At 66.7% G+C, this 22,582-nt stretch carries 25 protein-coding genes; all 25 read left to right on the plus strand.

All coding sequences use genetic code 11. The annotated features are described in order from the left end of the window. Positions 1 to 2 precede the first annotated feature (2 nt). The 25 genes from MUN33_RS11160 (at position 3) to MUN33_RS11280 (ending at position 22,228) form a co-directional block, all read left to right on the plus strand. The gene (locus MUN33_RS11160; protein ID WP_244804991.1) at positions 3 to 1,442 is read left to right on the plus strand and encodes a phage portal protein family protein; all 1,440 of its coding nucleotides are present in this window, start codon (positions 3 to 5) and stop codon (positions 1,440 to 1,442) included. Further along, positions 1,435 to 2,811 (plus strand): head maturation protease, ClpP-related, encoded by a 1,377-nt coding sequence (locus tag MUN33_RS11165; protein ID WP_244804992.1) that lies wholly within the window; start codon positions 1,435 to 1,437, stop codon positions 2,809 to 2,811. Before MUN33_RS11160 ends, MUN33_RS11165 begins: the two co-directional genes overlap by 8 nt. A 9-nt stretch (positions 2,812 to 2,820) precedes the next feature. Next, on the plus strand, positions 2,821 to 3,246 hold the full coding sequence (locus MUN33_RS11170; RefSeq protein WP_244804993.1) for a hypothetical protein: 426 nt from the start codon (positions 2,821 to 2,823) through the stop codon (positions 3,244 to 3,246). Between the two features lie 138 nt (positions 3,247 to 3,384). Then, positions 3,385 to 4,305, plus strand: coding sequence for a phage major capsid protein (locus MUN33_RS11175; protein WP_244804994.1), 921 nt, complete (start codon positions 3,385 to 3,387; stop codon positions 4,303 to 4,305). After that, positions 4,305 to 4,643 carry a hypothetical protein gene (locus MUN33_RS11180; protein WP_244804995.1) on the plus strand — a complete coding sequence of 113 codons (339 nt, stop codon included), beginning with the start codon at positions 4,305 to 4,307 and terminating at the stop codon, positions 4,641 to 4,643. Before MUN33_RS11175 ends, MUN33_RS11180 begins: the two co-directional genes overlap by 1 nt. Positions 4,644 to 4,652: 9 nt before the next feature. After that, positions 4,653 to 5,072 (plus strand): Gp19/Gp15/Gp42 family protein, encoded by a 420-nt coding sequence (locus MUN33_RS11185; protein WP_244804996.1) that lies wholly within the window; start codon positions 4,653 to 4,655, stop codon positions 5,070 to 5,072. Beyond that, a complete protein-coding gene (locus MUN33_RS11190) occupies positions 5,069 to 5,401 on the plus strand; it encodes a hypothetical protein (protein WP_244804997.1) in 333 nt (110 codons plus the stop codon). The genes MUN33_RS11185 and MUN33_RS11190 overlap by 4 nt, the downstream gene beginning before the upstream one ends. Then, on the plus strand, positions 5,401 to 5,688 hold the full coding sequence (locus tag MUN33_RS11195; RefSeq protein ID WP_244804998.1) for a hypothetical protein: 288 nt from the start codon (positions 5,401 to 5,403) through the stop codon (positions 5,686 to 5,688). Before MUN33_RS11190 ends, MUN33_RS11195 begins: the two co-directional genes overlap by 1 nt. Continuing rightward, the gene (locus tag MUN33_RS11200) at positions 5,688 to 6,059 is read left to right on the plus strand and encodes a hypothetical protein (protein WP_244804999.1); all 372 of its coding nucleotides are present in this window, start codon (positions 5,688 to 5,690) and stop codon (positions 6,057 to 6,059) included. The genes MUN33_RS11195 and MUN33_RS11200 overlap by 1 nt, the downstream gene beginning before the upstream one ends. Before the next feature lie 68 nt (positions 6,060 to 6,127). Then, positions 6,128 to 6,841 (plus strand): phage tail tube protein, encoded by a 714-nt coding sequence (locus MUN33_RS11205; protein ID WP_244805000.1) that lies wholly within the window; start codon positions 6,128 to 6,130, stop codon positions 6,839 to 6,841. A gap of 67 nt (positions 6,842 to 6,908) precedes the next feature. Then, positions 6,909 to 7,256: a hypothetical protein gene (locus MUN33_RS11210; protein WP_244805001.1), complete on the plus strand. Its 348-nt coding sequence runs from the start codon at positions 6,909 to 6,911 to the stop codon at positions 7,254 to 7,256. Positions 7,257 to 7,361: 105 nt separating this feature from the next. Then, positions 7,362 to 7,730 (plus strand): hypothetical protein, encoded by a 369-nt coding sequence (locus MUN33_RS11215; RefSeq protein WP_244805002.1) that lies wholly within the window; start codon positions 7,362 to 7,364, stop codon positions 7,728 to 7,730. Between the two features lie 77 nt (positions 7,731 to 7,807). Continuing rightward, positions 7,808 to 8,092 carry a hypothetical protein gene (locus MUN33_RS11220; protein ID WP_244805003.1) on the plus strand — a complete coding sequence of 95 codons (285 nt, stop codon included), beginning with the start codon at positions 7,808 to 7,810 and terminating at the stop codon, positions 8,090 to 8,092. 10 nt (positions 8,093 to 8,102) lie between these two features. Next, entirely contained in the window at positions 8,103 to 13,100 is a 4,998-nt protein-coding gene (locus MUN33_RS11225; RefSeq protein ID WP_244805004.1) for a phage tail tape measure protein, read from the plus strand. 181 nt (positions 13,101 to 13,281) lie between these two features. Continuing rightward, positions 13,282 to 13,899 (plus strand): hypothetical protein, encoded by a 618-nt coding sequence (locus tag MUN33_RS11230; protein WP_244805005.1) that lies wholly within the window; start codon positions 13,282 to 13,284, stop codon positions 13,897 to 13,899. A gap of 1 nt (position 13,900) precedes the next feature. Continuing rightward, positions 13,901 to 15,535, plus strand: coding sequence for a Gp37-like protein (locus MUN33_RS11235; RefSeq protein ID WP_244805006.1), 1,635 nt, complete (start codon positions 13,901 to 13,903; stop codon positions 15,533 to 15,535). A 20-nt stretch (positions 15,536 to 15,555) separates the two neighbouring features. After that, positions 15,556 to 16,092, plus strand: a complete 537-nt coding sequence (locus tag MUN33_RS11240; RefSeq protein ID WP_244805007.1) for a hypothetical protein — start codon at positions 15,556 to 15,558, stop codon at positions 16,090 to 16,092. A gap of 1 nt (position 16,093) precedes the next feature. Beyond that, positions 16,094 to 16,879, plus strand: coding sequence for a hypothetical protein (locus tag MUN33_RS11245; RefSeq protein WP_244805008.1), 786 nt, complete (start codon positions 16,094 to 16,096; stop codon positions 16,877 to 16,879). Further along, entirely contained in the window at positions 16,876 to 18,630 is a 1,755-nt protein-coding gene (locus MUN33_RS11250) for a hypothetical protein (protein WP_244805009.1), read from the plus strand. Before MUN33_RS11245 ends, MUN33_RS11250 begins: the two co-directional genes overlap by 4 nt. Beyond that, positions 18,623 to 18,943 (plus strand): hypothetical protein, encoded by a 321-nt coding sequence (locus MUN33_RS11255; protein WP_244805010.1) that lies wholly within the window; start codon positions 18,623 to 18,625, stop codon positions 18,941 to 18,943. Before MUN33_RS11250 ends, MUN33_RS11255 begins: the two co-directional genes overlap by 8 nt. A 48-nt stretch (positions 18,944 to 18,991) precedes the next feature. Beyond that, positions 18,992 to 20,422 (plus strand): glycoside hydrolase domain-containing protein, encoded by a 1,431-nt coding sequence (locus MUN33_RS11260; protein WP_244805011.1) that lies wholly within the window; start codon positions 18,992 to 18,994, stop codon positions 20,420 to 20,422. After that, complete coding sequence (locus MUN33_RS11265) at positions 20,419 to 20,871, plus strand: hypothetical protein (RefSeq protein WP_244805012.1); 453 nt, start codon at positions 20,419 to 20,421, stop codon at positions 20,869 to 20,871. The genes MUN33_RS11260 and MUN33_RS11265 overlap by 4 nt, the downstream gene beginning before the upstream one ends. Then, positions 20,871 to 21,296, plus strand: coding sequence for a hypothetical protein (locus tag MUN33_RS11270; protein ID WP_244805013.1), 426 nt, complete (start codon positions 20,871 to 20,873; stop codon positions 21,294 to 21,296). Before MUN33_RS11265 ends, MUN33_RS11270 begins: the two co-directional genes overlap by 1 nt. Further along, positions 21,293 to 21,652, plus strand: coding sequence for a hypothetical protein (locus MUN33_RS11275; RefSeq protein ID WP_244805014.1), 360 nt, complete (start codon positions 21,293 to 21,295; stop codon positions 21,650 to 21,652). Before MUN33_RS11270 ends, MUN33_RS11275 begins: the two co-directional genes overlap by 4 nt. A 138-nt stretch (positions 21,653 to 21,790) precedes the next feature. Further along, on the plus strand, positions 21,791 to 22,228 hold the full coding sequence (locus tag MUN33_RS11280) for a DUF5994 family protein (RefSeq protein WP_244805015.1): 438 nt from the start codon (positions 21,791 to 21,793) through the stop codon (positions 22,226 to 22,228). The last annotated feature ends 354 nt before the right edge of the window (positions 22,229 to 22,582 follow it).

Genomic DNA, 22,582 nt, shown 5'->3' on the forward strand with positions numbered 1-22,582 from the left:
CGGTGGCTGAGATCACGGAGAAGCCGAGGGAGATTGGTCATGCGCTGACCGTCTCGGTCGGCGGCACGTCGGAGGATAACTGGGAACTGCGGTTCCCCCAGTCGGCCAAGATCTTCGCGAAGATGGGCCGGGAGGATTCCCAGGTCACGTCCGTGCTGAACGCGGTGTCCTTGCCGATCAAGCGGGCATCGTGGCGCCTGGACCCGAACGGGTCTGACCCGGATGTGGTCCGGCACGTGTCGGAGGATCTGCGACTGCCCGTGCTGGGCGAGGATCAGGACAAACCAGCGGCACGGCGCCGGGGTCGGGTGGCGTGGCATGAGCACCTGCACTCGGCACTGCTGGCGCTGCAGTTCGGGCACATGTTCTTCGAGCAGGTGTACGCCCCGGGGACGGATGGTCGGGAGCATCTGGTGAAGCTGGCGCCGCGGCGTCCCGGGTCGCTCAAGCGGATCAACGTCGCGGCTGACGGTGGTCTGGAGTCGATCGAGCAGTCCGCAGTGACGACGCCTGGTGGGGTATCCGCCCCGGCGTCGAGGATCCCGGTGTCCCGACTGGTGGCGTACGTCCATGACCCGAAGGATGCGTCGTGGACGGGGTCGAGCGTGTTGCGGCCGGCGTACAAGCACTGGCGGCTGCGCGACCGGTTCCTGATGCTCGAGGCTGACGTCCTGGACCGTAACGGCATGGGCGTGCCCGTGTACGAGGGCAGTGAGCTGGCGCAGGATCCGCAGAAGGATCTGGCGTACGGGCAGGAGCTGGCGCAGAAGGTGCGCGCTGGGGCTGCGGCGGGTGCGGCGGTGCCGGCGAAGGCGAAGCTGTCGCTGGTTGGTGTGTCCGGCCAGCTGGTGTCGCCTCGTGAGGCGATCGCGTACCACGACAGCATGATGGCCCGTGCGGTGCTGGCGCACTTCCTGAACTTGGAGGGCAAGGGCGGCAGCTACGCCTTGGCGGAAACACAGTCGGATCTGTTCATCCAGTCGCTGCAGACCATCGCTGAGTGGATCGCCGACACGGCCACACAGCACATCGTCGAGGACCTCGTGGATGTGGCATTCCCGGACTACGACGGCCTGTGCCCCCGGATCGTATTCGACCCGATCGCGTCGAAGAAGGAGCTGGCGGCGGAAGCGCTGGCCACGCTCGTGCGCGACAAGGTGATCCAGCCGGACCGGGATCTCGAGGAGGAGATCCGTCGCCGCTACAGCCTGCCGGGGAAGCGTCCGCGGCAGGAAGCGGAGGCAGACGGGTCTATTACGGCGCCGGAGGACAAGGCGAAGCACGCCGAGCCGGCGGAGCTCGCCCAGCTCGTGGATGCGGCGAAGTCTCTGATGGAGTTGGGCATGTCGAAGGATCAAGCGCTGATAGCGACCGGTCTGGACAAGCTCATGGAATCAACACCCGGTGAACCGCCGGGGGAGGAGGTGGTCAGCGATGGCTGATCTGCTGATCTACGGTGAGATCGGGTGGGATGTGCAGGCCAGTGAGGTCGTCGCACAGATCCAGGCGATGGACGCCGAGGACATCACGGTCCGCGTCAACAGCCCGGGTGGGGATGTCTACGACGGGCTCGCGATCATGAACGCGTTGATCGCCCATGAGGGGATGGTCACCGCGGTTGTGGAGGGGTTGGCTGCGTCGGCTGCCAGCTTCATCGCCGTCGGCGGTGCCGACCGGGTGGTGATGCGGCCGACTGCAGAGTTGATGATCCATGACGCCATGAGCTTCGTCGGCGGCAACGCAGACGAGATGCTGCGGGCGATCACGGACCTGGAGCGCATCTCCGACAACCTCGCTGGCATCTACGCCACGAAGGCCGGCGGCGACTCTGGCGAATGGCGTGACCTTATGAAAGCGGAGACCTGGTACTCCGCGCAGGAAGCGGTGGATGTCGGCCTCGCCGACGCCGTCGAGGACGGGCGTCGGGTCGAGGCTCAGGCCGGCCGCCGTCTGGTGATGAACCGCTTCCGGTACCAGGGCCGTCGGGATGCCCCGACGCCCACAGTCAACCGCCCTGAGGGGCACGACAGGAAGGAGGGCGGCATGTCCGCTCTTGCTGACCTGGCCCAGGAGATGGGCCTGTCCGAGGACCAGGTGAAGGCTGCTTTCGCCCGCGTGGTCCTGAATGAAGAGGTCACGGTCACCAGTACCGTGGACATCACCTACCCGGAGGGCACCACGGTGGTGCCTACCGGCAAGGCGACGATCTCCCCGGTGGAGGAGGTGCCGCAGGGGCTCGTATTCACTGTGGGTGAGGCTCCTGACGGCTGGACCGCGGAGGTCGACGAGGCCACCGGCTCCCTGAGCGTCACCGCCCCCGCCGGTGCTGAGCCGGACGACGAGGTGGAGCTGACCGTCACCGTCACGGGCAATGACGCCCCGGTGGAGATCCCCGTCGTCATCACGGTGAAGGCCGCTGCTGGCGAGGATGAGGAGACCGCCCCGCTGGAGCCGGCTGGTGACCCGGACCGGGTGACCCTCGACCGCGACACCTACAACGACCTCCAGGCGGCCGCGAAGCTCGGCTGGGAGGCGAAGAACAAGGCCGACGCTGCAGCCCGTGCTGCGGAGGTGGACCGGTGGATCGCCGAGGGCCGCGTGAACGCCGCCCGCCGGTCGAAGGTCATCGCCGCGATGGAGAAGGACCCCGTCGCCGCCCGCGACCTGTACGGCTCCATCCCGAAGAACACGATCCCCCGCGGGGAGATCGGCCACGGCCAGGACAGTGAGGACACGCAGGCCAGTGGCGCCGGTGACCTTGCCGCCAAGCTGGACAAGGCCCGTCTCCTGTCCGCCCCGAACCTCTACTAGGAGATCCTCATGGCAACCCCTACTTTCCGCTCCGGCCCGATCACGTTCCGGGTGAAGGAGAACGTCAAGAAGTTCCGTCTCGTCGCTGTCGATGCTGACGGCGCCGCTCACGCTGGTGCTAGCGGCCCGGTGTACGGCGCTGTCGTCTCCGACGCGCATGTTCCGTCTGAGCCGCAGCCGAACAGCCTGTACATCGGCAACCCGCCGGTCGTCTCGGTGTTCATCGGCCCGGCGACTGTGCCCCTGGAGGTCGACGGCGACGCCGACGGCATCTCGCAGGGAACCCCGATCTACGCCGCCGCAGACGGGAAGGTCTCCACCTCGGGGGCCCTCCTGGTCGGCGTGGCCGCCCGTGACGGCGGCTCCGGTCGAGTGAAGACCACCCTCATCACCCCCGCCGTCGCAACCGCCGGTGGCGGGGCCGAGGGGGAATGAGATTCCCCGGGGACAACCGCTTCCCCGGGGATGACGTCTACCCCGCCTGACAAGGCAACAACCCTGGCATGACCCCCGCCCCTCACCCCGAGGGGACGGGGGTTTACTCATGCCCACTTACCCCCTTGAGGAGGGACAATGTCGCAGCTGATTACCAGCGCGTATGACGGTGTCGAGATCACCGTCGACGAGATGATGGCCGACCCGACTTTCATCCCGCAGCGCATCGTGAACAACCTCGATGGCGCTTTCATGGAAGACCTGTTCTTCCGACAGGCCGAGTCGAACAAGGGCACCATCGCGTTCCGCGAGGCCGCCGGAGAGTACCTCGCTGACGACTCGGAGGAGATCGGCGAGTACGGAGAGATCCCCGTCTCCACCCCGGAGTACGGCGAGCTGAAGGCCGCGTTCGGCATCAAGACCGGCCAGGCCATCCGGGTCTCCTGGGAGCAGCGCAACGAGAACAAGGTCGACGTCGTCAACAAGTCGATCAGCGCGCTGCAGAAGACCGTCATCCGCAACGGCGTCAACGCCGTCGTCGGGGTCTTCACCTCCGCGAACGTTCCGGAACTGCAGGCGTCCGCACCGTGGACCGGCGGAGAGCCGGACAAGGACGTCCTCGACGGCATCGAGCTGGTGCAGGGCGCCCACGAGGACGACGACGAGTCGAAGGTCTTCGACTACGACCCGGACACCATCCTGCTGCACCCGCAGTCGCTGACGAAGCTGCTTCGCAACGAGCAGGTGCAGAAGTACTACATCGGCAACATGGCGAACGAGAACCCGGTGTTCAAGGGCCTGACGACCACCCAGCTGTTCGGTCAGCTGCAGGTCGCCACGTCCCGCCTGATCTCGAAGGACTCGGCGTACATCTTCGAGCGGGGTGCTGCGGGCTTCAAGTCCGACACCATGCCGCTGACCGCCACCCCGATGTACTCCGAGGGCGGCGAGTCTCAGATCGGCGGCCCGACGATGTCGTGGCGCTCGGACCTGGTCCGCAAGCGCGCCATCGCCGTGGACAACCCGAAGTCCGTGCTGAAGATCGTGGGGATCGCCTGATGCCCACGATCACGCTGGCCCGGGCATGGAATCCGGGCGCCGAGCACCACGCACCGGGCGATGAGGTCGACGTCGACGATGATGTCGCAGCGTGGCTGACCCGTACCGGCGCAGTGGCCCGCCCTACACGGAAGCGCAAGGCAGCCCCGGCCGTCGAGCCTTCCGAGGACGAAAGCGCCGCGGAGGCCCCGGCCGTCGAGCCTTCCGAGGACGACGGCGACGAGGACAAGCGCCCGGCCCGGACCGCTTCCCTCGACACCTGGAAGGCCTTCGCCGAGAAGCAGGGCATCCAGACCAAGGGCATGAGCAAGCAGGACATCATCGCCGCTACCGCGTAGGAGGCTCACATGGTCACCGTCGACGACGTCGAGAAGCGGCTACCCCGTGATCTCGACCCCGCGGAGAAGGACCGGGCCGGATATCTGATCGAGGATGCCGAAGCCCGGATCGCCGAGGAGTTCGGGCGGGTGGGCATGGACCTTGACCGGTTCCTGGAGCTCCCGTGGTTCCGGGCGACGTATGAGCGCGTGGTCCGGGAGATGGTCGCCGCCCCGATCCTGGTCGGCATCAACGCGGGTATGCGGTCGGCGTCGTCGTCGACGATGCAGGAATCGGACAGCGTCACCTTCGCTGATGTGGAGTCCGTGTCGTGGGGCGGGGTGACCCTCACCGACCAGCAGCGCGCAGATCTCGGGCTGCCGGCCGGGGGCCTCCCCAGAGGATGGTTCCCCTGCCCGCCGCGGTGGCCGGAACGGAGACTCCGATGAGCGAGCAGATCACCATCCATCCGCAGTCCCGCGGCGTCGACGATGACGGGCGTCCGCTGCCCACGCCACCGGATAGGTCGGTGTGGGTGAAGTCCGTGCAGCAGGTGTCGGCGGAGGAGCTTTCGGACGAGGACAAGTCCGGAAGTGTCCGCGTCCTGCGTGTCTGGTGCTCGTCGTCTGACGGGGCCGCCGACAGCGATGATGTCACGATCCGTGGCCTGCGCTACCAGGTGCGCGTGTCGGCGTGGGACCCGGCGGCTCACCGACGGCCCGTGCTCTCCCGGCACCGACCGTCAGCTGTTTTCGATGCGGTGAGGGGTGAGGGCTGATGGCGAAGAAGGACGGCATGCGTATTGCCCGGCTGCCGCCGGGGTTCGCGGAGACCGCTTTCTCCAACGCCGAGGCTGCCCTACCGAAGCTGGGGAAGCGGATTCAGGCTGGTGTGCCGCGGCAGTACTCGACGGGCATCCGCGTGGAGCGCAACCGCGCTGGCCGCCCGGTGCTGCTCGTCGCTATCACCGAGACGAATGGCGCGGCGATCGAGGCGAAGCACGGTGACCTGAAGCGGTCGGCGGCGCAGCAGGGCCTCGATGTCAACCGGTATGGGGGTGGCTGATGCTGGTGCAGCAGGACGCGCCCCAGATGGTACGGGTGGCGCTGCGGTCTGCATTCCCTGATCTCCGCGTCGTATCGGAACTGCCGGACTCGTGGGCCTCGGCTTCCGCCCCGGTGGTGACGGTGATCTCTGCGGGTACTCCGCTGTCGTCGGTTCCGTGGGCGCGGGAGCAGGTCCTCGTCACGGCCTATGCCGGTGAAGAACCGACCGCCCGTCAGATCGTCGCCAAAGTTGATGCCTACCTGATCGACCCTGTCCGCCCGCACGGGATGCTCGTCACCCCGGCGGCCGGCCCCGACATCGTCCGAGACCGTGACCTGGGGTGCTTCCTCGGCGCGACGACGGTGCAGGTCGCTACCCAGCGACGATAACCCCCAACAATCCCGGACCCCGTGAGTCTCCTGGCCGCGGGGTTCACCCATTCCTATAGGAGGAAATCATGGCTGAGCGTGAGATCGACCTCACCGCGCCGAACTACGAAACCGCGCTGATCACCCTCGGTGTTACCGGCGCGCTGTCCTACGCCCCGCACGGCACGGAGATGCCGGAGAACATGGCCGACTACGAGGTCCCGTGGGTGGACCTCGGATGGATCGGCGACGGCGGTGTCGGCGAGTCCCTGAACCAGGAGCGCGAGGACTGGACCCCGTGGCAGGCCGTCGGCCCGCAGCGCGGTCAGATCACCTCGGAGGAAGTGCAGTTCACCGCGACGCTGTGGTCGCTCGGTGGCCTGGCGACCGCCCTGTACTACGGCGTAGCTGAAGAGGACATGACCTTCGACACCGCTTCTGGTGTCACCCGCTTCGAGCAGGGCGCCGAACTCCCGGAGGACTTCCGGTTCTGCCTCGCTTTCGACCTCATCGACGGGCAGAAGGCACGCCGGTTCCTGCTCCCTGCAGCGTCGGTCGTGGAGCGTGGCGACGTCACCTACACGAAGACGGAACTGGTCGGCTACGAGCTGACGTTCAAGACCAACTTCGACGCGGAGGCAGGCTTCGCCATCGCCCGAGAGTTCAAGGAGGGATGGAAGCCCGGCACCTCCGGAACCATCCTCGAGGGCGGGGGCGTGAAGGACCTGGGTGACTGGTCCACCCCGGCGAGTGATGCCCCGGCCGATGGTGGCGAGACCCCCGGTGGGGCTGAGGGGGAATGACGTGGCCGGGGGAGCAGTCCTACCCCGGCCCTGACCTATACCCGACCGACCCGAGTGAGGATTCCTGATGGCTGACTACGAGAAGATCAACTGGCAGAACGGCGAGGCTGGCGGCACCCCCACCTCCGCGGAGAACTTCAACCGCATGGACGACGGGATCGCTACCGCGCAGTCCACCGCCGATGCCGCCCAGTCCGCTGCCGATGCTGCCCAGCGCACTGCTGACAGCAAGGCCGACCCCGGGGATATCCCCGATGTGACCGGTTTCGTGACACAGGCCGACATCGACAGTGCTGTTGAGGGGTTGGCTGCTGCCAGCGACATCCCTGACGTGTCCGGCCTTGCCACGCAGTCGGACCTCGACGCTGCCCTCGCACGTATCGCCGTGCTCGAAGACGCCGGCAACGGCGCGTAGCCCCAGGGGTGGGGTGGGGGATCCTCGGCAGGTCTCTCCCTCACCCCTTCAACTTTCACCCCCGTAAGCAGACCTGCCACACCAACTTTTCTAAGGAGACCTGCCATGGCCGATGTTGATATCAAGAAGATGCTGGAGAAGCGTCGTGAGGCTGTCGGCTCGGAGCACAAGTTCCGTGCCCGGTTCGACGACCGGGAGTTCTGGATCGTCGCCCAGGAGCTCGCGCCCCGTTCCCACCGGGAGCGTCTCGCCGAGATCCAGGCAGACGTCGAGGACGAGGTACTGACGCCTTTTGAGGGCGAGGACGCCGTCATCGAGCAGTACCTCGGGGACCAGGCCGACGCTTTCCGTGAGATGTGCGATGAGGTTGATTTCGACCCGTTCGAGGCGCTGAACATGGCGCTGAGTGAGCACAACAAGGAGGTCCGCCGGAACCCTACCCAGCGGTCCTCGCGGAACACCCGGAGGCGGTAGAGGCGTCCCTCGACGCCCACTACGGTCGTGACATCGTCGCCGACTACTGGCGTGGCGAGGTCACGACCCGAAGGCTGATGGTCCTGATCCGCGGGCTGCCCGAGGGGTCGGCCCTGCACCGGGAGATGAACGACGGTCGCCTGTGGACGATGGAGCACTCACTGCTGTGGCACGTTGCCTACCTCCTGCAGCGCGTCGAGATCGTACTCGGCGCCCAGGGCGTGAAGAAGAAGCCCCAGATGCCGAAGAAGCAGAGCACCCCGTGGGACGACGACGGCAAGACGAAGCGTACCGGCCGGGTCGACGCCGGCGACGAAGAGGCCGCAGTGAATTACCTGATGGGGCTGCGAAAGAAGACGTAGGAGGTGCCCGATGGCTGAGGCGTCTGGATATGCTGTCCTGCCGGTCACGGTCTCACTGAAGGGTGTGACGGGCCAGCTGAACAAGGCTCTGGTGGGCCCGTCTGAAAAGGCGGCGAAGAAGTCGTCGGGTGCTATCGCTAAGTCGATGGAAGACGGCGTCAAGAAGGCGTCGAAGGCTGTCGACTCTGCGTCTAAGGCTCAGGTCGCCGCCCGTGACAAGGCTACTGATGCGGCCGAGAAGACTGCCCTGATGGAGCAGCGGCTCGCCGAGGTGCTGGAGAAGCACGAAGCCGGATCAGCGAAGGGTATCAAGGCGGCCAACGACCTGGAGAAGGCGCGGCGTGACCAGGCTCGCGCTGACGGTGCCGCGGAGAAGGCGACCGCTGACCTGGAGAAGGCGCAGGGGGAGCTGGAGACCGCTACGGCGGACGCCTCGTCGGGGATTGCTGAGCAGGCCCGGGCGATGGAGGAGGCCGAGGACCGGTCGAAGAAGTTCAGCAAGGCGCTGGACGGTGCGGCGCTGGCTATCGGCGGTATGGCCCTGGGCGCTACCGGTGCGCTGGTGAAGCTGGGCACGGATTTCGACGAGGCTTTCCGCACGATCCGCACTGGTACCGGTGCCACTGGTGAGGCATTCGAGGGACTGAAGGACTCCGCCCTGTCCGTGATGGAGACCGTGCCGGCGATGGACGGCGGCATGGCCCAGATCTCCGAGACCCTCGCCGACCTGAACACCAGGCTGGGGCTGACGGACGAGCCGCTGGAGACGATGACCGGGCAGATGGTCGCCCTGTCGAATATGGGCGTTGATGCGGACATCAACGCCGTGTCGCAGGCGATGAATGGGTTCGGGATCGAAGCCAAGGACATGCCGGATGCCTTGGACGAGCTGTTCCAGGTGTCCCAGGCCACCGGTCTGTCGATCACTGAGCTGGCGAACTCGGCGGCAAAGTCCGGCCCCCAGCTGCGCGGATTCGGGTTCTCCATGCAGGACTCCGCTGCGCTGGTCGGACAGATGGACAAGGCCGGTATCGACGCCGACGGGACGCTCAACCGACTGTCGCGGGCGATGTCGACCTTCGCTGAAGAGGGTAGGGATGCTCCGGAAGCGCTGAAGGAAACCATCACCGAGATCGACAGCTTCATCGAGTCCGGTGATGAGGCCGCCGCGATGAACCTGGCGACGGACCTGTTCGGCACCCGTGGTGCTGCTCAGTTCGTCGACGCGGTGAAGAGCGGCACACTCTCGGTCGACGACTTCATGGCAGCCACCGGTGCGACCACTGACACGATCCTTGGGGTGTCCGAGGAGACCCGGACGATGGGCGAGTCTTTCCAGCTGCTCAAGCAGAAGGGGGAGACTGCGCTGCAGCCGATCGCGTCGCAGCTCGTCGACGCGCTGATCCCGGCGATCGAGACCGGAGCCCAGAAGCTCGAGGATTTCATGGGCTGGATCGAGGACAACGAGGGCCTCGTGAAGGGGCTCGCTGTCGGCGTCGGCGTCGCGGCCGCAGCCTTCGTCACCTGGCGGGGAGCGGTCGCTGCGATCACCCTCGGGCAGAAGGCCTTCGCTACGGCCACAGCCCTGTCCACGGGCGGCATCAAGGCGATGAACGCGGCGATGAAGGCCAACGTCATCGGCCTGATCGCCACCGCTGTTGCCGGCCTCGTTGCCGGCCTCGTGTGGTTCTTCACCCAGACAGAGACCGGACAGCGAATCTGGTCAGGATTCATGGATGTCCTCAAGGGCGCGTGGGAGTGGCTGAAGGACACGTTCACGCCCGTGTTCGAGTGGCTCGGTGGGGTCATCTCGTCCGTCTGGGAGGGGATCAAGTCCGGATGGGACACGCTATGGCAGGGAATTCAGACCGCCTGGAATTCGTTTCTGAAACCCGTATTTGATGCGATATGGACGGTCGCTTCCACAACGATCGGGATTATCGGGACAGTAATTCTCGCTCCGCTGCTCCTGGCATGGCAGGCAATGTCTACGGGAATCCAGGCTGCGTGGAATGGGCTGATCAAGCCTGCGTGGGATGCCCTCGCGGCTGCTGGACAGTGGTTATGGAACACCGTGCTCAAGCCGGTCTTCGGCTTCATCAAGCAGGGGTGGGACAACCTCTCGAACGCTATCCAGGCGGCATGGGACAACATCATCAAGCCTGCGTGGGATGCAGTCGGTAACGCGCTGCAGGCGTTGTGGGACAATGTCGTGTCCCCGGTCATCGGTTTCATCCAGGACCGGTGGGATGATATGGGTAACGGAATCCGGATCATCTACGATTCGGTGATTTCCCCGGCGTTCGATGCTCTGAAGAATGGCCTGCAGAAGGTCAAGGATTTCTTCGGCACCGTCGTCGACGGGATCAAGGGTGTGTGGGAGAAGCTGCGCGGCATTCTCGCGAAGCCGATCAACTTCATGATCAACACCGTGTACAACGGCGGAATCCTGAAGGCCTGGAACACGATCGCTGGTTTCATCCCCGGCCTAAATAAGGCTGACGAGCTGAGCGGAATCCCCGAGCACGCGACTGGTGGTGCTATCCGCGGCCCCGGCACCGGCACGTCAGACGACGTGCTGATGTGGGGCTCCAACGGCGAGCACATGCTCACCGCCAAGGAGGTCGAAGCACTCGGCGGACAGCAGGCCGTGTACACGATGCGCGCTCTGATCGACGACGGGAAGACCTTCACGGTCTCCGCCGACGGCGGGATCTTCGTCTCCGGTACCGACCAGGCGGACAACGGGCCGATGGTGCCTGTCCTGCCTGCGTACAAGGACGGTGGCGAGATCCGGCCCGCATGGGAGGACAAGGTCGCACGCGGTCACGAGTGGGCAAAGAAGCAGGACAACAAGCCGTACCTCGCGGGTAACCAGTTCCCCGCGGGCGCGGACTGCTCCGGCTACATGTCCGCGCTCGCCGGGGTGATCCTCAACGGCGACGACTCGGCGCACTGGACGACGGTCGCTTTCCCTGCCAGTCAGGGGCAGACGGTCGATGCAGCTGGTCAGCCGTGGGTCGCTGGCCTGGGCCAGGGCATGTCGATCGGCATGTCCGGTGGACCGGCGTCCGGCGGGCAGAACGGCCACACCGCCGGCACCCTGTCAGCTGCGGGCAAGTACTCGGCGGTCAACGTCGAGTCCGGCGGCGCGAACTCCCGTGTGAAGTACGGAGCCGGGGACGCTGCAGGCGCTGACCACAGCCAGTTCAACTCCCAGTACCACCTGGCCATCGGTGCTGACGGTGACTTCGAAGCAGCTGGCGGGCCATCGCCGGAGCAGAAGAAGGGTTTCCTTCGCGACAAGGTGAAGGGCATCTTCGAGGAGATCCTGGGCCCGATCAAGGACATGTTCGCGTCTGCGATCGGAGAGCCGCCGCCGGAGTGGCTGGGGATCCCCCCGAATGCAATGTCCTCGTCGAAGGACAAGATCGTCGACTTCGTCTTCGACAGGATCGAGGATCTGGGCAACCTCGTGGGGAAGACCTACGACGTTGCCAAGGAGATGGGCTCGACGCTCTTTGAGTGGGGCAAGAGTGGCGTGGGATGGGTCGGCGACAAGGTCGGTGGCCTGTTCCGTGACCAGGGCGGTTGGATCCCGAACGGGCTGTCCATTGTCCGGAATGAGACCGGCCGGCCAGAGGCCGTGCTGAACTGGGAGCAGGTCGAGGCCATCAAGGCCATGATCGACAACTTCGGCGTCGGGTACGCCCCGGTGGCGGAGGCGGAGAAGATCCTGCGGAACCCGACCGAGGGCGGCTCCACTCCGCAGGAGGCTGTGCAGGGCGGCACCCAGGTCGCCCAGCACGTGTTCGCCCAGGAGATGGGCGACAAGTCTGCCCTGGAGCACGCCACGGACGCGGTGTTCGACTTCTTCGGGATGGGCGACAGCCTGACGAAGAAGCTGCTCACCACCCCGGCGGATGAGCTTGCGCCGCTGCCGGACTGGTACACCAAGGACCAGGGCGGTGACACGGAGTCCCCGGCGACGGAGACATCGACCTCATCTGCCGATGTTTCGGGCGCCGGTGTGGTCATGGAGGATGTGTCCTCCTCGACCTCGGATGACATCTCAGTGACCGCTGAGATGCCGGACGACTACGTGGCGAATCCTGTGCCGACGGTCGCAGGGCAGTCAGAGTCGCTGGTGGTGGATCTCGATGAGATTGACCCGGACCGGCACAAGACGCCGGAGGGCGGACCCGAGGGATACGTGTACGGCATCGTGCAGTCGGCCCTGGACCATGGTCTGCCGGCGTCCGGGGCGAGGATCGGCGTCGCAACTGCTCTGGTGGAGGCGGGCGACCCGCTGCAGATGTGGGCGAACCACGCGGTCCCGGAGTCGCTGAACTACCCGCACGACGCGGTCGGTTCGGATCACGATTCTGTCGGCTTGTTCCAGCAGCGGGACAACGGCGCGTGGGGCACCGTTGCGCAGAGGATGGATCCGTACGAGAGTGCGGGCCTGTTCTTCGATGCGATGCTGCAGAAATTCCCGGATTGGGAGTCGATGGACCCCGGTGCGGTGGCGCAGGGTGTGCAGGTCAGTGCTTTCCCCGACCGGTACGCCACGAAGATGGGCCGCGCCGAGGAACTCGTCGCCGAGGCCGGACTGTATGACAACGGCGGCACCATCCCGGATGGCGCCCTGGCCGTGAATCTGTCCGGATCCCCCGAGCATGTCTTCACGGACCGTGCGATGGAGGATTTCGTGGATTCCTCGGACTCCATGAAGGACGCCGCGGAGGACCTGTCCCATGTCGCCGACATGTCCACTCCGGACATGGCGGCACCGGTGATCGCCGCCCCTGAGGTCGACGCACCGTCCTCAGAGGACGGCCAGTCCGAAGCCGGGGAGATCACATTGGTGATCAACCTTGACGGGGAGAAGATCCTCGAGAAGCGCGTCGACGCTGTCGAGGGCCGGGTGGAGGTCAACGAGAAGGACATCCGGAAGATGAAAACCGCACGTCGCGCAGTGGATGCCGGCGTGACGCTTCTGAGCTAGGAGGTGATGGCCGGTGGCGGAGCCGATGCAGATCTCCCTGACCGACAGGTGGGGGATTCAGTGGGCGCTGTCTGACACGGCGCCGGGCCGGAAGGGCGTGTCCCTGATGGGCCCGGTGGGCCTGGCGTCACCTATCCAGGTGACTGCCCGGCAGACGACTTCCCAGGTCGGGGTGTCTCCGATGTCATGGAAGGCAGGGCAGATGGAGGCGTCGTGGTCGCTGCGTCTACACAGTGAGGGCGGCGTTGACCTGCGAGAGTCGTTCTACATGCTCATCCGAGGGGTGACCCCGCTGGTGGCGTCGACGTTGCGGGTGACACACCCCGGTCGGGGGACGTTGACGTGCCCGATCGTGCGGACGTCGGAGCCGGTGGACCCGGAGCAGGCGCCGGATTCGGTCCGGATGCCGTGGCTGGACATCGATTTCGACGTGACGTCGTATCAGGGCTGCTGGCACGGCGAGACGATCACCCACCGTGGGGTGTCGACGCTCAGCAATACGGGCGACCTCGACTCGTGGCCGGTTGTGGAGTGGTCGGGCGCTGGCGCGTCGGTCACTGCCCCGGGCATCGGGAAGGTCATCCTGCCGGATACGGGCGGGCGCACCGCGGTCCTGGAGACCGACCCGGCTTTCGCGTCCCGTGTCACGGTCGACGGGGTGGATGCCCCCGACTTGTGGCGCGGCATGCGCGGCCGTCTCTTCCCCCTACCCGTGAGCGCCCACTCCACCACCCGATGGACCTTCGACGGGTGCGTGGGGCGTCTGACCTCACGGCATTCGCACATGTGGAGGTGGTGACATGACGGCAGGTGTCCTCTCCGGCACGGAGATCCTGCAGGCCGCGGATTTCGATTGGGAGTCGTGGCAGGCTGCTCGTCGAGCGGAGCACGCACTCGGCGCCCGGACGATCTGGCTGGCTGACAATCACATGACGCCGGTGTGCTCCCTGTCGGGGTTCCTGCAGGGGTCCTACGGCGACAAGGCCAACGCTGCCGGATCCATCGAGCTCACCCTGCCTGGCGACCACCCGGCTGTACCGACGCTGCTCATAGCTGACGGGGACGGCGCGACCGACCCGAATGCGCTGCTGACGCAGTGGTACTGGATCATCGTGGAGACCGCGCACTACCGGGTGACGTACCGTCTGGCGGAGCTGGAGCTGATCCAGACCGACACCGTCTCATCGGTGACAGTGCTGGGTGAGGGCCTGTGGGAGCACCTGAATCACCTGCCCCTGTGGGCGAATCCGGGTAGTGCGCTGGCCGTCCAGCTCAAGTACGCCGACATCCGATTTGGCGACTCGCTGCGGGTGGTCAAGGGGTTCATGCAGGCGAACCTTGCCGGCCAGTTTCAGCGGTCGGTGCTGGGGTCGTGGGACATGTGGTCCCCGTCGACGTGGGCGAAGATCCGCGAGCAGGATTGGCCGATCATGGTCAATCCGATCCACGAGTCCCTGACCACCGAATGGACCGTCCTGGACTCGCGTTTCAACATGGCCGGCGAGACCTTCGCCTCCACACTGGACGCTGCGGGCCTGCTGGTCACCCTGGACCTGTGGCTGCCCGGCGATGAGCAGCCCGCACCGTCGCATGTCACGCTGACGAAGCCGACGATCTGGATCGACGTGAAGCCCCGTGCCTTCGACTCGTCGTCGACGGGCCGGCCGACGGACATCATCCGCGGCATCCGGGCGACGATCTCCGGCGACCAGACGACCAAGGCGCTCGTCCTCGACGACGAGTGGTTCAACGGTGAGAATCCGCACGCGTGGTGTGTGTGGTCGGCGGACCACATGCATGGCACGGAGCACCGGCTGATCGTCCGGAAGTCGACCGACTCGCATGTGATCGTCGGCGGGCGATCGCCGCAGATCGTCAATAGCCTTATCGCCGCAGGTAGTAATGCCCTGTGGCAGGGGATCGGTGCCGGCGTCGGCATGCTCTTCCCACCGCTGGCGCCGCTCGCTGTCGCGGCCGGTGCCTTCCTCGGGCACGTCCAGGGCGAGCTGCTCAAGGACAAACTATTCGCGTGGGCGCAGTACAGCAGCGCTGCGCGGGCGGCCGCACACGGGCCGTACCGCTACCGTGGCATCGTCACCCCTGGCGACGGATTCAGCCTATCGAGTCTGCAGGCGGGCTTCACCGGCCTGCAGTCCACGCAGGGATCCATCGGCACCGAATTCACCGTCGGGGACGGACAGCCGTACGTCCTCGGCCGGGACTACCTCGCCGGCGACCAAGCGGGCGTCATCTCCCACGACATCGTCTTCGCCACTTACGTCGCCGAGTGGGACGTGACCGTCACTCCGGACGGGGACGACGTGTCTCTCGGTCTGGGTGATCCGCGGCTACGCGAGGACCCGGCCCGGTCGCTGGAGCGCAGCGTGAAGACCTTGTCGTCGGCCATTGATCGGGTGAAGACAGCCATACCGTAACCCTCAGGAGGAATGTCACTGTGACGAATCGTCAGATGCAGTTCATGTTCGAGAATGAGCCTCCTGAGGGGGTGCATCCGCTTGCCCCGCTGTTCCTCCATCCGCTGGGGATGAAGTTCACCCCAGAGATGATGAACGAGCTCGCGACGCACATCTTCGACATGTGCGGGGCGAAACTCTACGACGTCGCGCCGACATCGGTGGAGTACTTCCGGGACTGGAAGGACGACCGGGAGATCGACGAGGTCGTGCCGGGGTCGGAGTACACCGCGGCGTGGTCGGAGCAGCTGCCCCCAGGAATCAGTCTGTGTCCGCGGACCGGGCGGATGGTCGGGACGCTGCCGCGGGGTCAGTACCGGTGGACGGTGCGTCTCGGTCCGCAGCTGCGGTATGACGCGCTCGGCGGGTCCGGGTCGCCTCATGAGGACGGCCGGTGGATCGGTGCGCTAGAGGAGCGGGAGCCGGTCGCTGCCCCGACGGTGGACGTCCATGCGCTGACCCCGGAGCAGCGGGCGGCGCTGCGCGCCGACCTGGCGTCGATGGACGAGGAGGACTGAGATGGGTATCTCACCGGACCAGTATCAGCCCGCGTGGGACGGCTCACCGCAGGACATCGGCGCGCTGTCTCGTGCCGGCGGGGATCTGGGTGGTGGTCTGGCGGGGTCGATGCAGGACACCGTCGGCGGGATCGCCGAGGGTCTGATGAATGGCCTGCGCGGGATCCTCACCGGCGGCCCGTTCGCCCCCGCGGAGGAGGCGGGCGAGGAGTTCCGTAATGGTCAGCTGGACTTGAATGATCGAATTGACCTTTTATTCGGAATCAGCGGCTACGGATTCTCGTATATGTCGAAAAATATTAACGCGCAGTGGTCGCTGAATAGTACCCGACGAATGCCGTTCGATAAGCAGCTCGGCCCGGCGAAAAATACCCACATCACCGAAGATGGCAGACTGTCGCTCGACGGTGCAGGCGCGTGGCTGATCCTGGTGAAAGCGCATGCCCGGGGGACCGGTTTTACCGGCAGTGCGGAAATTAGTATGACGACCCGGGTTCGCAGGCCTAACGGAGATCTCTACCATCAGACCACCGATAATGTGAGCACTTTCATGGACACCGGAATCGTGAATCACGTGCGCGGCCCCGCCACCATCCTCGCGGTTTTCCCGGTCGTCGTCGACGAGCCGGGTTGCACGGTGGAGGCGGAGACGTGGACCGGGGCGTGGCGCTGGTGGGACGGCGGTACGCGCTACTCGATGATGGCCGCGATCCGGCACTCCACGGACACGGAGAATCGCGGCGACGAGACGGTGCCCGACGAGACAGAGAGCGAGGCAGGCCAATGACGGTGCTGTACGGACATCTGCAGGATGTCATGGGGACGGCCTTCGACCAGCAGGGTACGGCGGTGGTGATCTCGGCGACGCAGGCTCGCCCGGCGATGCACTCCGACGCGCTGACGCTGGTGGAGCTGGCGCGGATCCCGATGGAGGACTCCGGCGGGCATTTCGAGACCGAGGAGCTGGACCCGGGCCCGGTGATCGTGATGCTGGAGGGTGGGGTGTCCCATGGTCAGCAGTGGGAGATCGGCATCCCGGATGACGGGGAGCGGTGGAATCTGGCTGACCTGATCGGTGAGCAGGTGGAGTGGGAGCCGATCGTGGTGGCTCGTGCTGAGGCGGCCGCCCGGGAGTCTCGTCAGTACGCCGAGCAGGCGGAGGCACTGTACGGGGATCTGGACGCGGTGAGCACGGCGCGGGACGACTCGGTGTCGGCGGCCGGCGCGGCTGATGTCTCGCAGAAGGCCGCGGCGACGTCGGAGACCAACTCGGCCGGTCATGAGGAGCGTGCCCGGGCGGAGGCTGATCGGTCTGCTGGTCAGGCTCGTGCGTCGGCGGACAGTGCGGGGGATGCGTCGGCGTCGGCGGTGGCTGCCGCGGAGTCCGAGGATGAGGCGGGTAAAGCCCAGGTCGCGTCGGCTGGTCATGAGGAGGCGGCCCGCGGCTACTCCGTGGCCGCCGGTGAGCACGCTACGACGGCTGATGGTCATCGGCTGGCGTCCGCGACATCCGAGGCGAACGCAGCGACGTCGGAGACGAACGCTGATGCGGCCGCGACCCGTGCCGAGGAGGCTGCGGCCACTGCCGATCAGACTGTCGGGGATGCGGTCGTCGAGGTCACCGCGGTGACTGACGGTCATCGGCAGGCTGCGGAGACCGCGGCTGGGGAGGCCCGGTCGTCGGCGACGGAGGGCCGTGGCTACCGCGATGATGCCCGGCAGGCCGCGGCCCAGGCCGAGGACATCGCGATGGGGGATCTCCCGTCGGCGTCGGAGACGACCCGTGGCCTACTCACGATGACCGGCGATCTGGCCGGTAGCGGCGATGATCCCCGGGTGCCAGCACTGGCGCTGGCGGCGCCGGGGGCGAGCGTGCAGGTCGTACCCCCGGCACCGGGGTGGGCCAATGCAGTCGCTGATGCAGCGACGACCCCGACCGGATGGGATTTCGATGGTGAGTGGCTGACCCCGCCCCGCTGGGTGGGGCTGGTGCACGTCACCGTGGAGTGGTGTGGTGGCTCGTCGGTGGTGCTGCGGGGCCGGCGCCCGGATGGCACGGCGGTGACCCTGGCGACAGTGCCCGCCGGTACCCCGGAGACGCACCGGCAGGTCGCGACGGTGGTGGACCTGGATACCCACCCGTCGCTGGCGATCGGTGCGGAGTGGACCGCGAAGGACGTCGAGGCCGTGTGTACCGCAAGCCTGGTGGTGCAGGTGCTGCCGGCCCATGAGCACACTCGGGCGGATCTGCCGTGGTGGGACGAGGTGATGTCCCAGTATGTGCGTGGGGATGATGCCCGCCTGTCGGACCCTCGCTCACCGACGGCGCATGAGCACCCCACCGGTCAGGTGACGGGGCTGGATGTTGCCCTGGCGGAGCGTCCGACGCGGGCGGAGGTGCAGGCGCGTCCGGCGATGTGGATCTGGGACGGGCTCACCGAGTGGGTCGCCCCGGCCGGGGCGGTCGCGACGGACACTGTCCTGAATCTCGACACCGGCGAGCTGCACACGATCGAGGAGGTGACCGGCGATGAGTGATCTCGTCCTCGGCCCGGTGATCGGCAAGCTCGGCGGTGCCGCGGACCCGGTGCCGATCCCGCTGACCCCGGGTGTCGGAGACCGCACCGCGAGCCTGCCGGACGGGGAGTGGTTGCTGATCGTCCGCGCCACTCGCACCAGTGTCGGCAGCTCCCGCCTGACGATCCGTGCAGGCGGCGAGCCCGTCGCTGAGCTGGGGCTGTCGGGGCACGCGATGCTCGCTGTCCGCCACGTCTCCGGCGACGTCACCCTGGATGGCTCCGGCGTCGTGACCTTCACCGACGCCGTCGCCTTCCCCGACCCGACTTCTTAGACCTGGACCTTCCGGGTCACTTCTCATGCCCTGAAAGGGGTGATGCTGATGACTACCGTCATCGATTTCAGCGCCAGATTCCCGTCTGGCGCGTCCATCAAGGCGGCCGGGCACGACGGTGTGGTCGCGTACATCTCGCCGGCTCGTGAGAGCTGGATGCAGGCGAAGCCGCTGACGAAGGCCCGCGTCGACGAGTACCGGTCCGCCGGGCTGCAGGTCGCCGTCGTGTGGCAGTACGGCGCCGGGACCGCATCGGCGTCGGACGTGATGCGCGGCGCCGCGGGTGGACGGGCGGATGCGGAAGCCGCACAGAAGCAGCTCAACCAGATCGGGCTGAGCGGTCACCCCGTGTTCTTCGCGTGCGATTTCGACATCAGCCTGGCGCAGTGGAACTCGACCGCGGTGGAGTATTTCCGGGCGGCGGGGGAGGTCCTCGGCCGGCATCGCGTCGGTATCTACGGACACTCCCGCGTCGTCCACTGGGCCATGGAGGACGACGTCGTCGCGCAGGTGGCCCCGGGCCGGGTCCTCGGGTGGGTCACGCGCTCCTGGTCCGGCGGGCACACCGGCGCCGACTACGCCGTGCTGTACCAGCGCGTGCACAACGTCGGCGGGCCCGACGGCGTGCAGATCGACATCAACGACGCCCTACACGGGGAGTGGGGGCACCGGGCGATCCCGAAGCCCAAGCCGCCGGCGGTCGACCTGGCCCGTCTGCCGCGGGTCGACGATACGATCTGGCTGAACAAGCACTACACCCCGGGGCGCGTCTGGAAGGGCGTGTCCCGGAAGGTCGAGTACATCACCCGCCACCACATGGGCGGGATCGGTGACACTCAGCAGTGCTGGAACTGGTGGCAGGACCGGAAGGCGAGCGCGCACTACGCCGTGGACCCGCACGGCAAGGTCGGCCAGCTCGTCCGCGACGAGGACACCGCCTGGTCGAACGCGGACGACGCCTCCAACGCGGTGTCCATCGCCATCGAGCACTCCAACTCCGCGGGCCCGGCCCAGGACTGGCCGATCTCGACCAAGACGATCGACGCCGGCGCCCGGCTGGCCGCCGAACTGTGCCTCAAGCACGAGCTCGGCAGGCCCCAGTTCGGCAAGAACATCCGCGACCACTGCGAATTCGGGGCCACCGCCTGCCCCTACCACCTGCGCAACGGCGGCAAGTACCACGACCGGTGGATGCGCGTCGCCCAGGAGCACTACGACCAGATCACGACTCAGTCCGAGGAGGACGAGATGACACCTGAAGATCGCACGCTGCTGCGGCTGGTCCTGGACCAGATCGCCGGCCCGGGCCGCACACCCGACGGCACGCCGTCGTACGGCGGCTGGGACATCGACTCGATCATCACCGCCGGTAAGGCGAAGCTCCGGGAGACCGGGGGCTGCACTGTGCCGGAGATGATCGCCATCGTCGGCGAGGACAAGCTCCGCGCCATCATCGCAGAAGGGAAGGCACAGTCATGACCGAACAGAAGCGCACTACGAAGTGGTCCCAGCCCTGGTTCATCCGGCGGGCCTGCTACGCCATCGTCGGCCTGGTGCTCCTGGCCCTCGCCGGCCTCGGCTTCATCGAGGAGGGACAGATCGACAGCATCGCCGCGTCCCCGATCCTCGGTACCGCGATCGCGTGGATGGCCGCCGCGAAGACCCACCCCGGCTCCGACTCGACAACGACGAATGAGGACCTGGAGGTGTCGCAGCGTGCCCGTGCGGAGCTGCAGACCCAGATCACCGCCCTGCAGTCGCAGATCGGCGAGCAGGTGCAGTCTGCTCTGTCCGGGGTGGTGGATGCGCTGCCGGACCGGGTGCAGGACGCGGTCCGCAGGGTGTACGACGAGCCCTACGGCCGCCACGACGCCGCGGCCCCGGAGCCTGACCCCGCCGGACCCGGGCGGTACCCAGGGAGCCTGTGATGCGCCGGGTCGACTACCTCCTCGCCCGCGGCTACACCGCCCTGCGGTCGGGGTGGGTCGTGCTCGGCGTCATCGGCCTGGCGACGATCATCCGCGGAGCTTTCTACTTGCCCGCCGTCGTCCGAGAATCTGACCGACTACCCACGGTGGAGCGATTCGCCCCGCTGTCGGTCTGGGCCGCGGTGTGGATCACTGTCGGCGTGCTCGCGGTGGTCTGCGCGGTACGGCGCCGACACCTCGGCCTCGGTGTCGCCGTGGTCACCGCCCTGCCCGCCGGGTGGGGCACGCTCTACCTCGGCGCCTGGATCGCCGGATGGTCCCAGGCGGGCTACATCACCGCGCTGACGTACCTGCTGGTGGCGTGCCTGACCCTGGCGTACTACGCCCGCGCCGCCATCGACGACGAGGGGGAGGTGGCGTCATGAGCCTGGAGGTAGGACTGTGGGGACTGCTCGGTGCCCTGGTGACCGGTGTTTTCGGCGTCCTCGCGCAGCGGGTCATCGCGCAGAGTGCGATACAGAAAGCCCGGGTCGAGGCGAAGGCGACGACCGTACAGACCGACAGTCAGCGGATCCAGTCCCTGTGGGATCGGGTTGATACCCTCTCGTCACAGGTCAGTACGCTGCAGACTCAGGTGCTAGACCTGCGGTCGGAGCTGGGCGCGGAGCAGTCGAAGCGTCATGCCCTGGTGCAGCATGTGCATGACTGGCGGACGCTGCATCCGGACCGCGGGTCGTGGCCTCGGCTTCCCCCGATCTTGCACGATGACCTGGCGACGTGAGGTGGCGTCATTCGTGGCGGGGGGTGCGCCACGGTCCCGGCAGGTCACCTATGTCAAGCGTACGATGGACCTATCAGGACGAGCGGAATCGCCGATCGTCCTCAATGGCCCGGGGACGGGCCGGTACAGAGGTGCAGCATGACTGCAAACATCCGTAAACCCCAGTGGCTCAACGACCTCTCCAACAGATTCACCCGAAAGCCAGAAGCGGTGACAAACCTCATCTCACGGACGAGTGCCTCGTTCCGGCTCGTGTGGTGGCCAGCCTCCCACCACATCGAAGAAGAGCTTCCCGGTCTCCTCGAGAGCATCGCGATCAACGTTGGGCTGGTCGTGGAGGTCGAGGTACCTGACGGCGAGTGGATCATCCCCGACGGCGACCTGGTTGTCATGGGCGCGCAAGTCCCGGTCGTCAGTGTCGGACATCTACGCTCGAATGAGGCCCGGGTGTGGTTGTCCGACGACCGGTCGCTGACGTTCGATGTGGTCTACCCTGACGAGAGTGTGCGCCTGTGGTCCAGGATGTTCCCTGGCAAGCAGGACACTCAGTGGGTCGACGACGGAGGCCATCAGTAACCGGCCTCCTCGATGAGAGTTCGACCCCGCGCTTTCGGTGGAGTTTCCGCATTGGCCAGCGGGCCACAGTCTCGGAGCGGTAGCGTCAGTCCGTGGCGGGGCCCCTAGACCCGCCCGGGTTGAGCGCCGACAGTCCCTCCGCGGCCGCTCCCCAACAGCCCCCACCGTCACACGGACGGTGGGGGCCTTTTCTCGTGCGGGTCAGCTCTAGTCTGTAGTTCTGAGGAAATGCTCGGCGACGACGACGCCTATCGAGTAACAGGGAATTCGGCTGGTCGAAATGCGGATTCGCGACCCGAGAGGACCGCCGGCGTCATTCCGAATCCATCCGGCCGCGGGCTCCGTTCCGCTCAT

The sequence above is a fragment of the Corynebacterium kalidii genome (genome assembly GCF_022869005.1).
Taxonomy (GTDB): Bacteria; Actinomycetota; Actinomycetes; order Mycobacteriales; family Mycobacteriaceae; genus Corynebacterium; species Corynebacterium kalidii.

Bases quoted from the DNA above. Each gene is read 5' to 3' on its own strand.
- MUN33_RS11165 (WP_244804992.1), top strand. From the start codon at position 1,435: ATGGCTGATCTGCTGATCTACGGTGAGATCGGGTGGGATGTGCAGGCC.
- MUN33_RS11170 (WP_244804993.1), top strand. From the start codon at position 2,821: ATGGCAACCCCTACTTTCCGCTCCGGCCCGATCACGTTCCGGGTGAAG.
- MUN33_RS11175 (WP_244804994.1), top strand. From the start codon at position 3,385: ATGTCGCAGCTGATTACCAGCGCGTATGACGGTGTCGAGATCACCGTC.
- MUN33_RS11180 (WP_244804995.1), top strand. From the start codon at position 4,305: ATGCCCACGATCACGCTGGCCCGGGCATGGAATCCGGGCGCCGAGCAC.
- MUN33_RS11185 (WP_244804996.1), top strand. From the start codon at position 4,653: ATGGTCACCGTCGACGACGTCGAGAAGCGGCTACCCCGTGATCTCGAC.
- MUN33_RS11190 (WP_244804997.1), top strand. From the start codon at position 5,069: ATGAGCGAGCAGATCACCATCCATCCGCAGTCCCGCGGCGTCGACGAT.
- MUN33_RS11195 (WP_244804998.1), top strand. From the start codon at position 5,401: ATGGCGAAGAAGGACGGCATGCGTATTGCCCGGCTGCCGCCGGGGTTC.
- MUN33_RS11200 (WP_244804999.1), top strand. From the start codon at position 5,688: ATGCTGGTGCAGCAGGACGCGCCCCAGATGGTACGGGTGGCGCTGCGG.
- MUN33_RS11205 (WP_244805000.1), top strand. From the start codon at position 6,128: ATGGCTGAGCGTGAGATCGACCTCACCGCGCCGAACTACGAAACCGCG.
- MUN33_RS11210 (WP_244805001.1), top strand. From the start codon at position 6,909: ATGGCTGACTACGAGAAGATCAACTGGCAGAACGGCGAGGCTGGCGGC.
- MUN33_RS11215 (WP_244805002.1), top strand. From the start codon at position 7,362: ATGGCCGATGTTGATATCAAGAAGATGCTGGAGAAGCGTCGTGAGGCT.
- MUN33_RS11220 (WP_244805003.1), top strand. From the start codon at position 7,808: ATGGTCCTGATCCGCGGGCTGCCCGAGGGGTCGGCCCTGCACCGGGAG.
- MUN33_RS11225 (WP_244805004.1), top strand. From the start codon at position 8,103: ATGGCTGAGGCGTCTGGATATGCTGTCCTGCCGGTCACGGTCTCACTG.
- MUN33_RS11230 (WP_244805005.1), top strand. From the start codon at position 13,282: ATGTCATGGAAGGCAGGGCAGATGGAGGCGTCGTGGTCGCTGCGTCTA.
- MUN33_RS11235 (WP_244805006.1), top strand. From the start codon at position 13,901: ATGACGGCAGGTGTCCTCTCCGGCACGGAGATCCTGCAGGCCGCGGAT.
- MUN33_RS11245 (WP_244805008.1), top strand. From the start codon at position 16,094: ATGGGTATCTCACCGGACCAGTATCAGCCCGCGTGGGACGGCTCACCG.
- MUN33_RS11250 (WP_244805009.1), top strand. From the start codon at position 16,876: ATGACGGTGCTGTACGGACATCTGCAGGATGTCATGGGGACGGCCTTC.
- MUN33_RS11255 (WP_244805010.1), top strand. From the start codon at position 18,623: ATGAGTGATCTCGTCCTCGGCCCGGTGATCGGCAAGCTCGGCGGTGCC.
- MUN33_RS11260 (WP_244805011.1), top strand. From the start codon at position 18,992: ATGACTACCGTCATCGATTTCAGCGCCAGATTCCCGTCTGGCGCGTCC.
- MUN33_RS11265 (WP_244805012.1), top strand. From the start codon at position 20,419: ATGACCGAACAGAAGCGCACTACGAAGTGGTCCCAGCCCTGGTTCATC.
- MUN33_RS11270 (WP_244805013.1), top strand. From the start codon at position 20,871: ATGCGCCGGGTCGACTACCTCCTCGCCCGCGGCTACACCGCCCTGCGG.
- MUN33_RS11275 (WP_244805014.1), top strand. From the start codon at position 21,293: ATGAGCCTGGAGGTAGGACTGTGGGGACTGCTCGGTGCCCTGGTGACC.
- MUN33_RS11280 (WP_244805015.1), top strand. From the start codon at position 21,791: ATGACTGCAAACATCCGTAAACCCCAGTGGCTCAACGACCTCTCCAAC.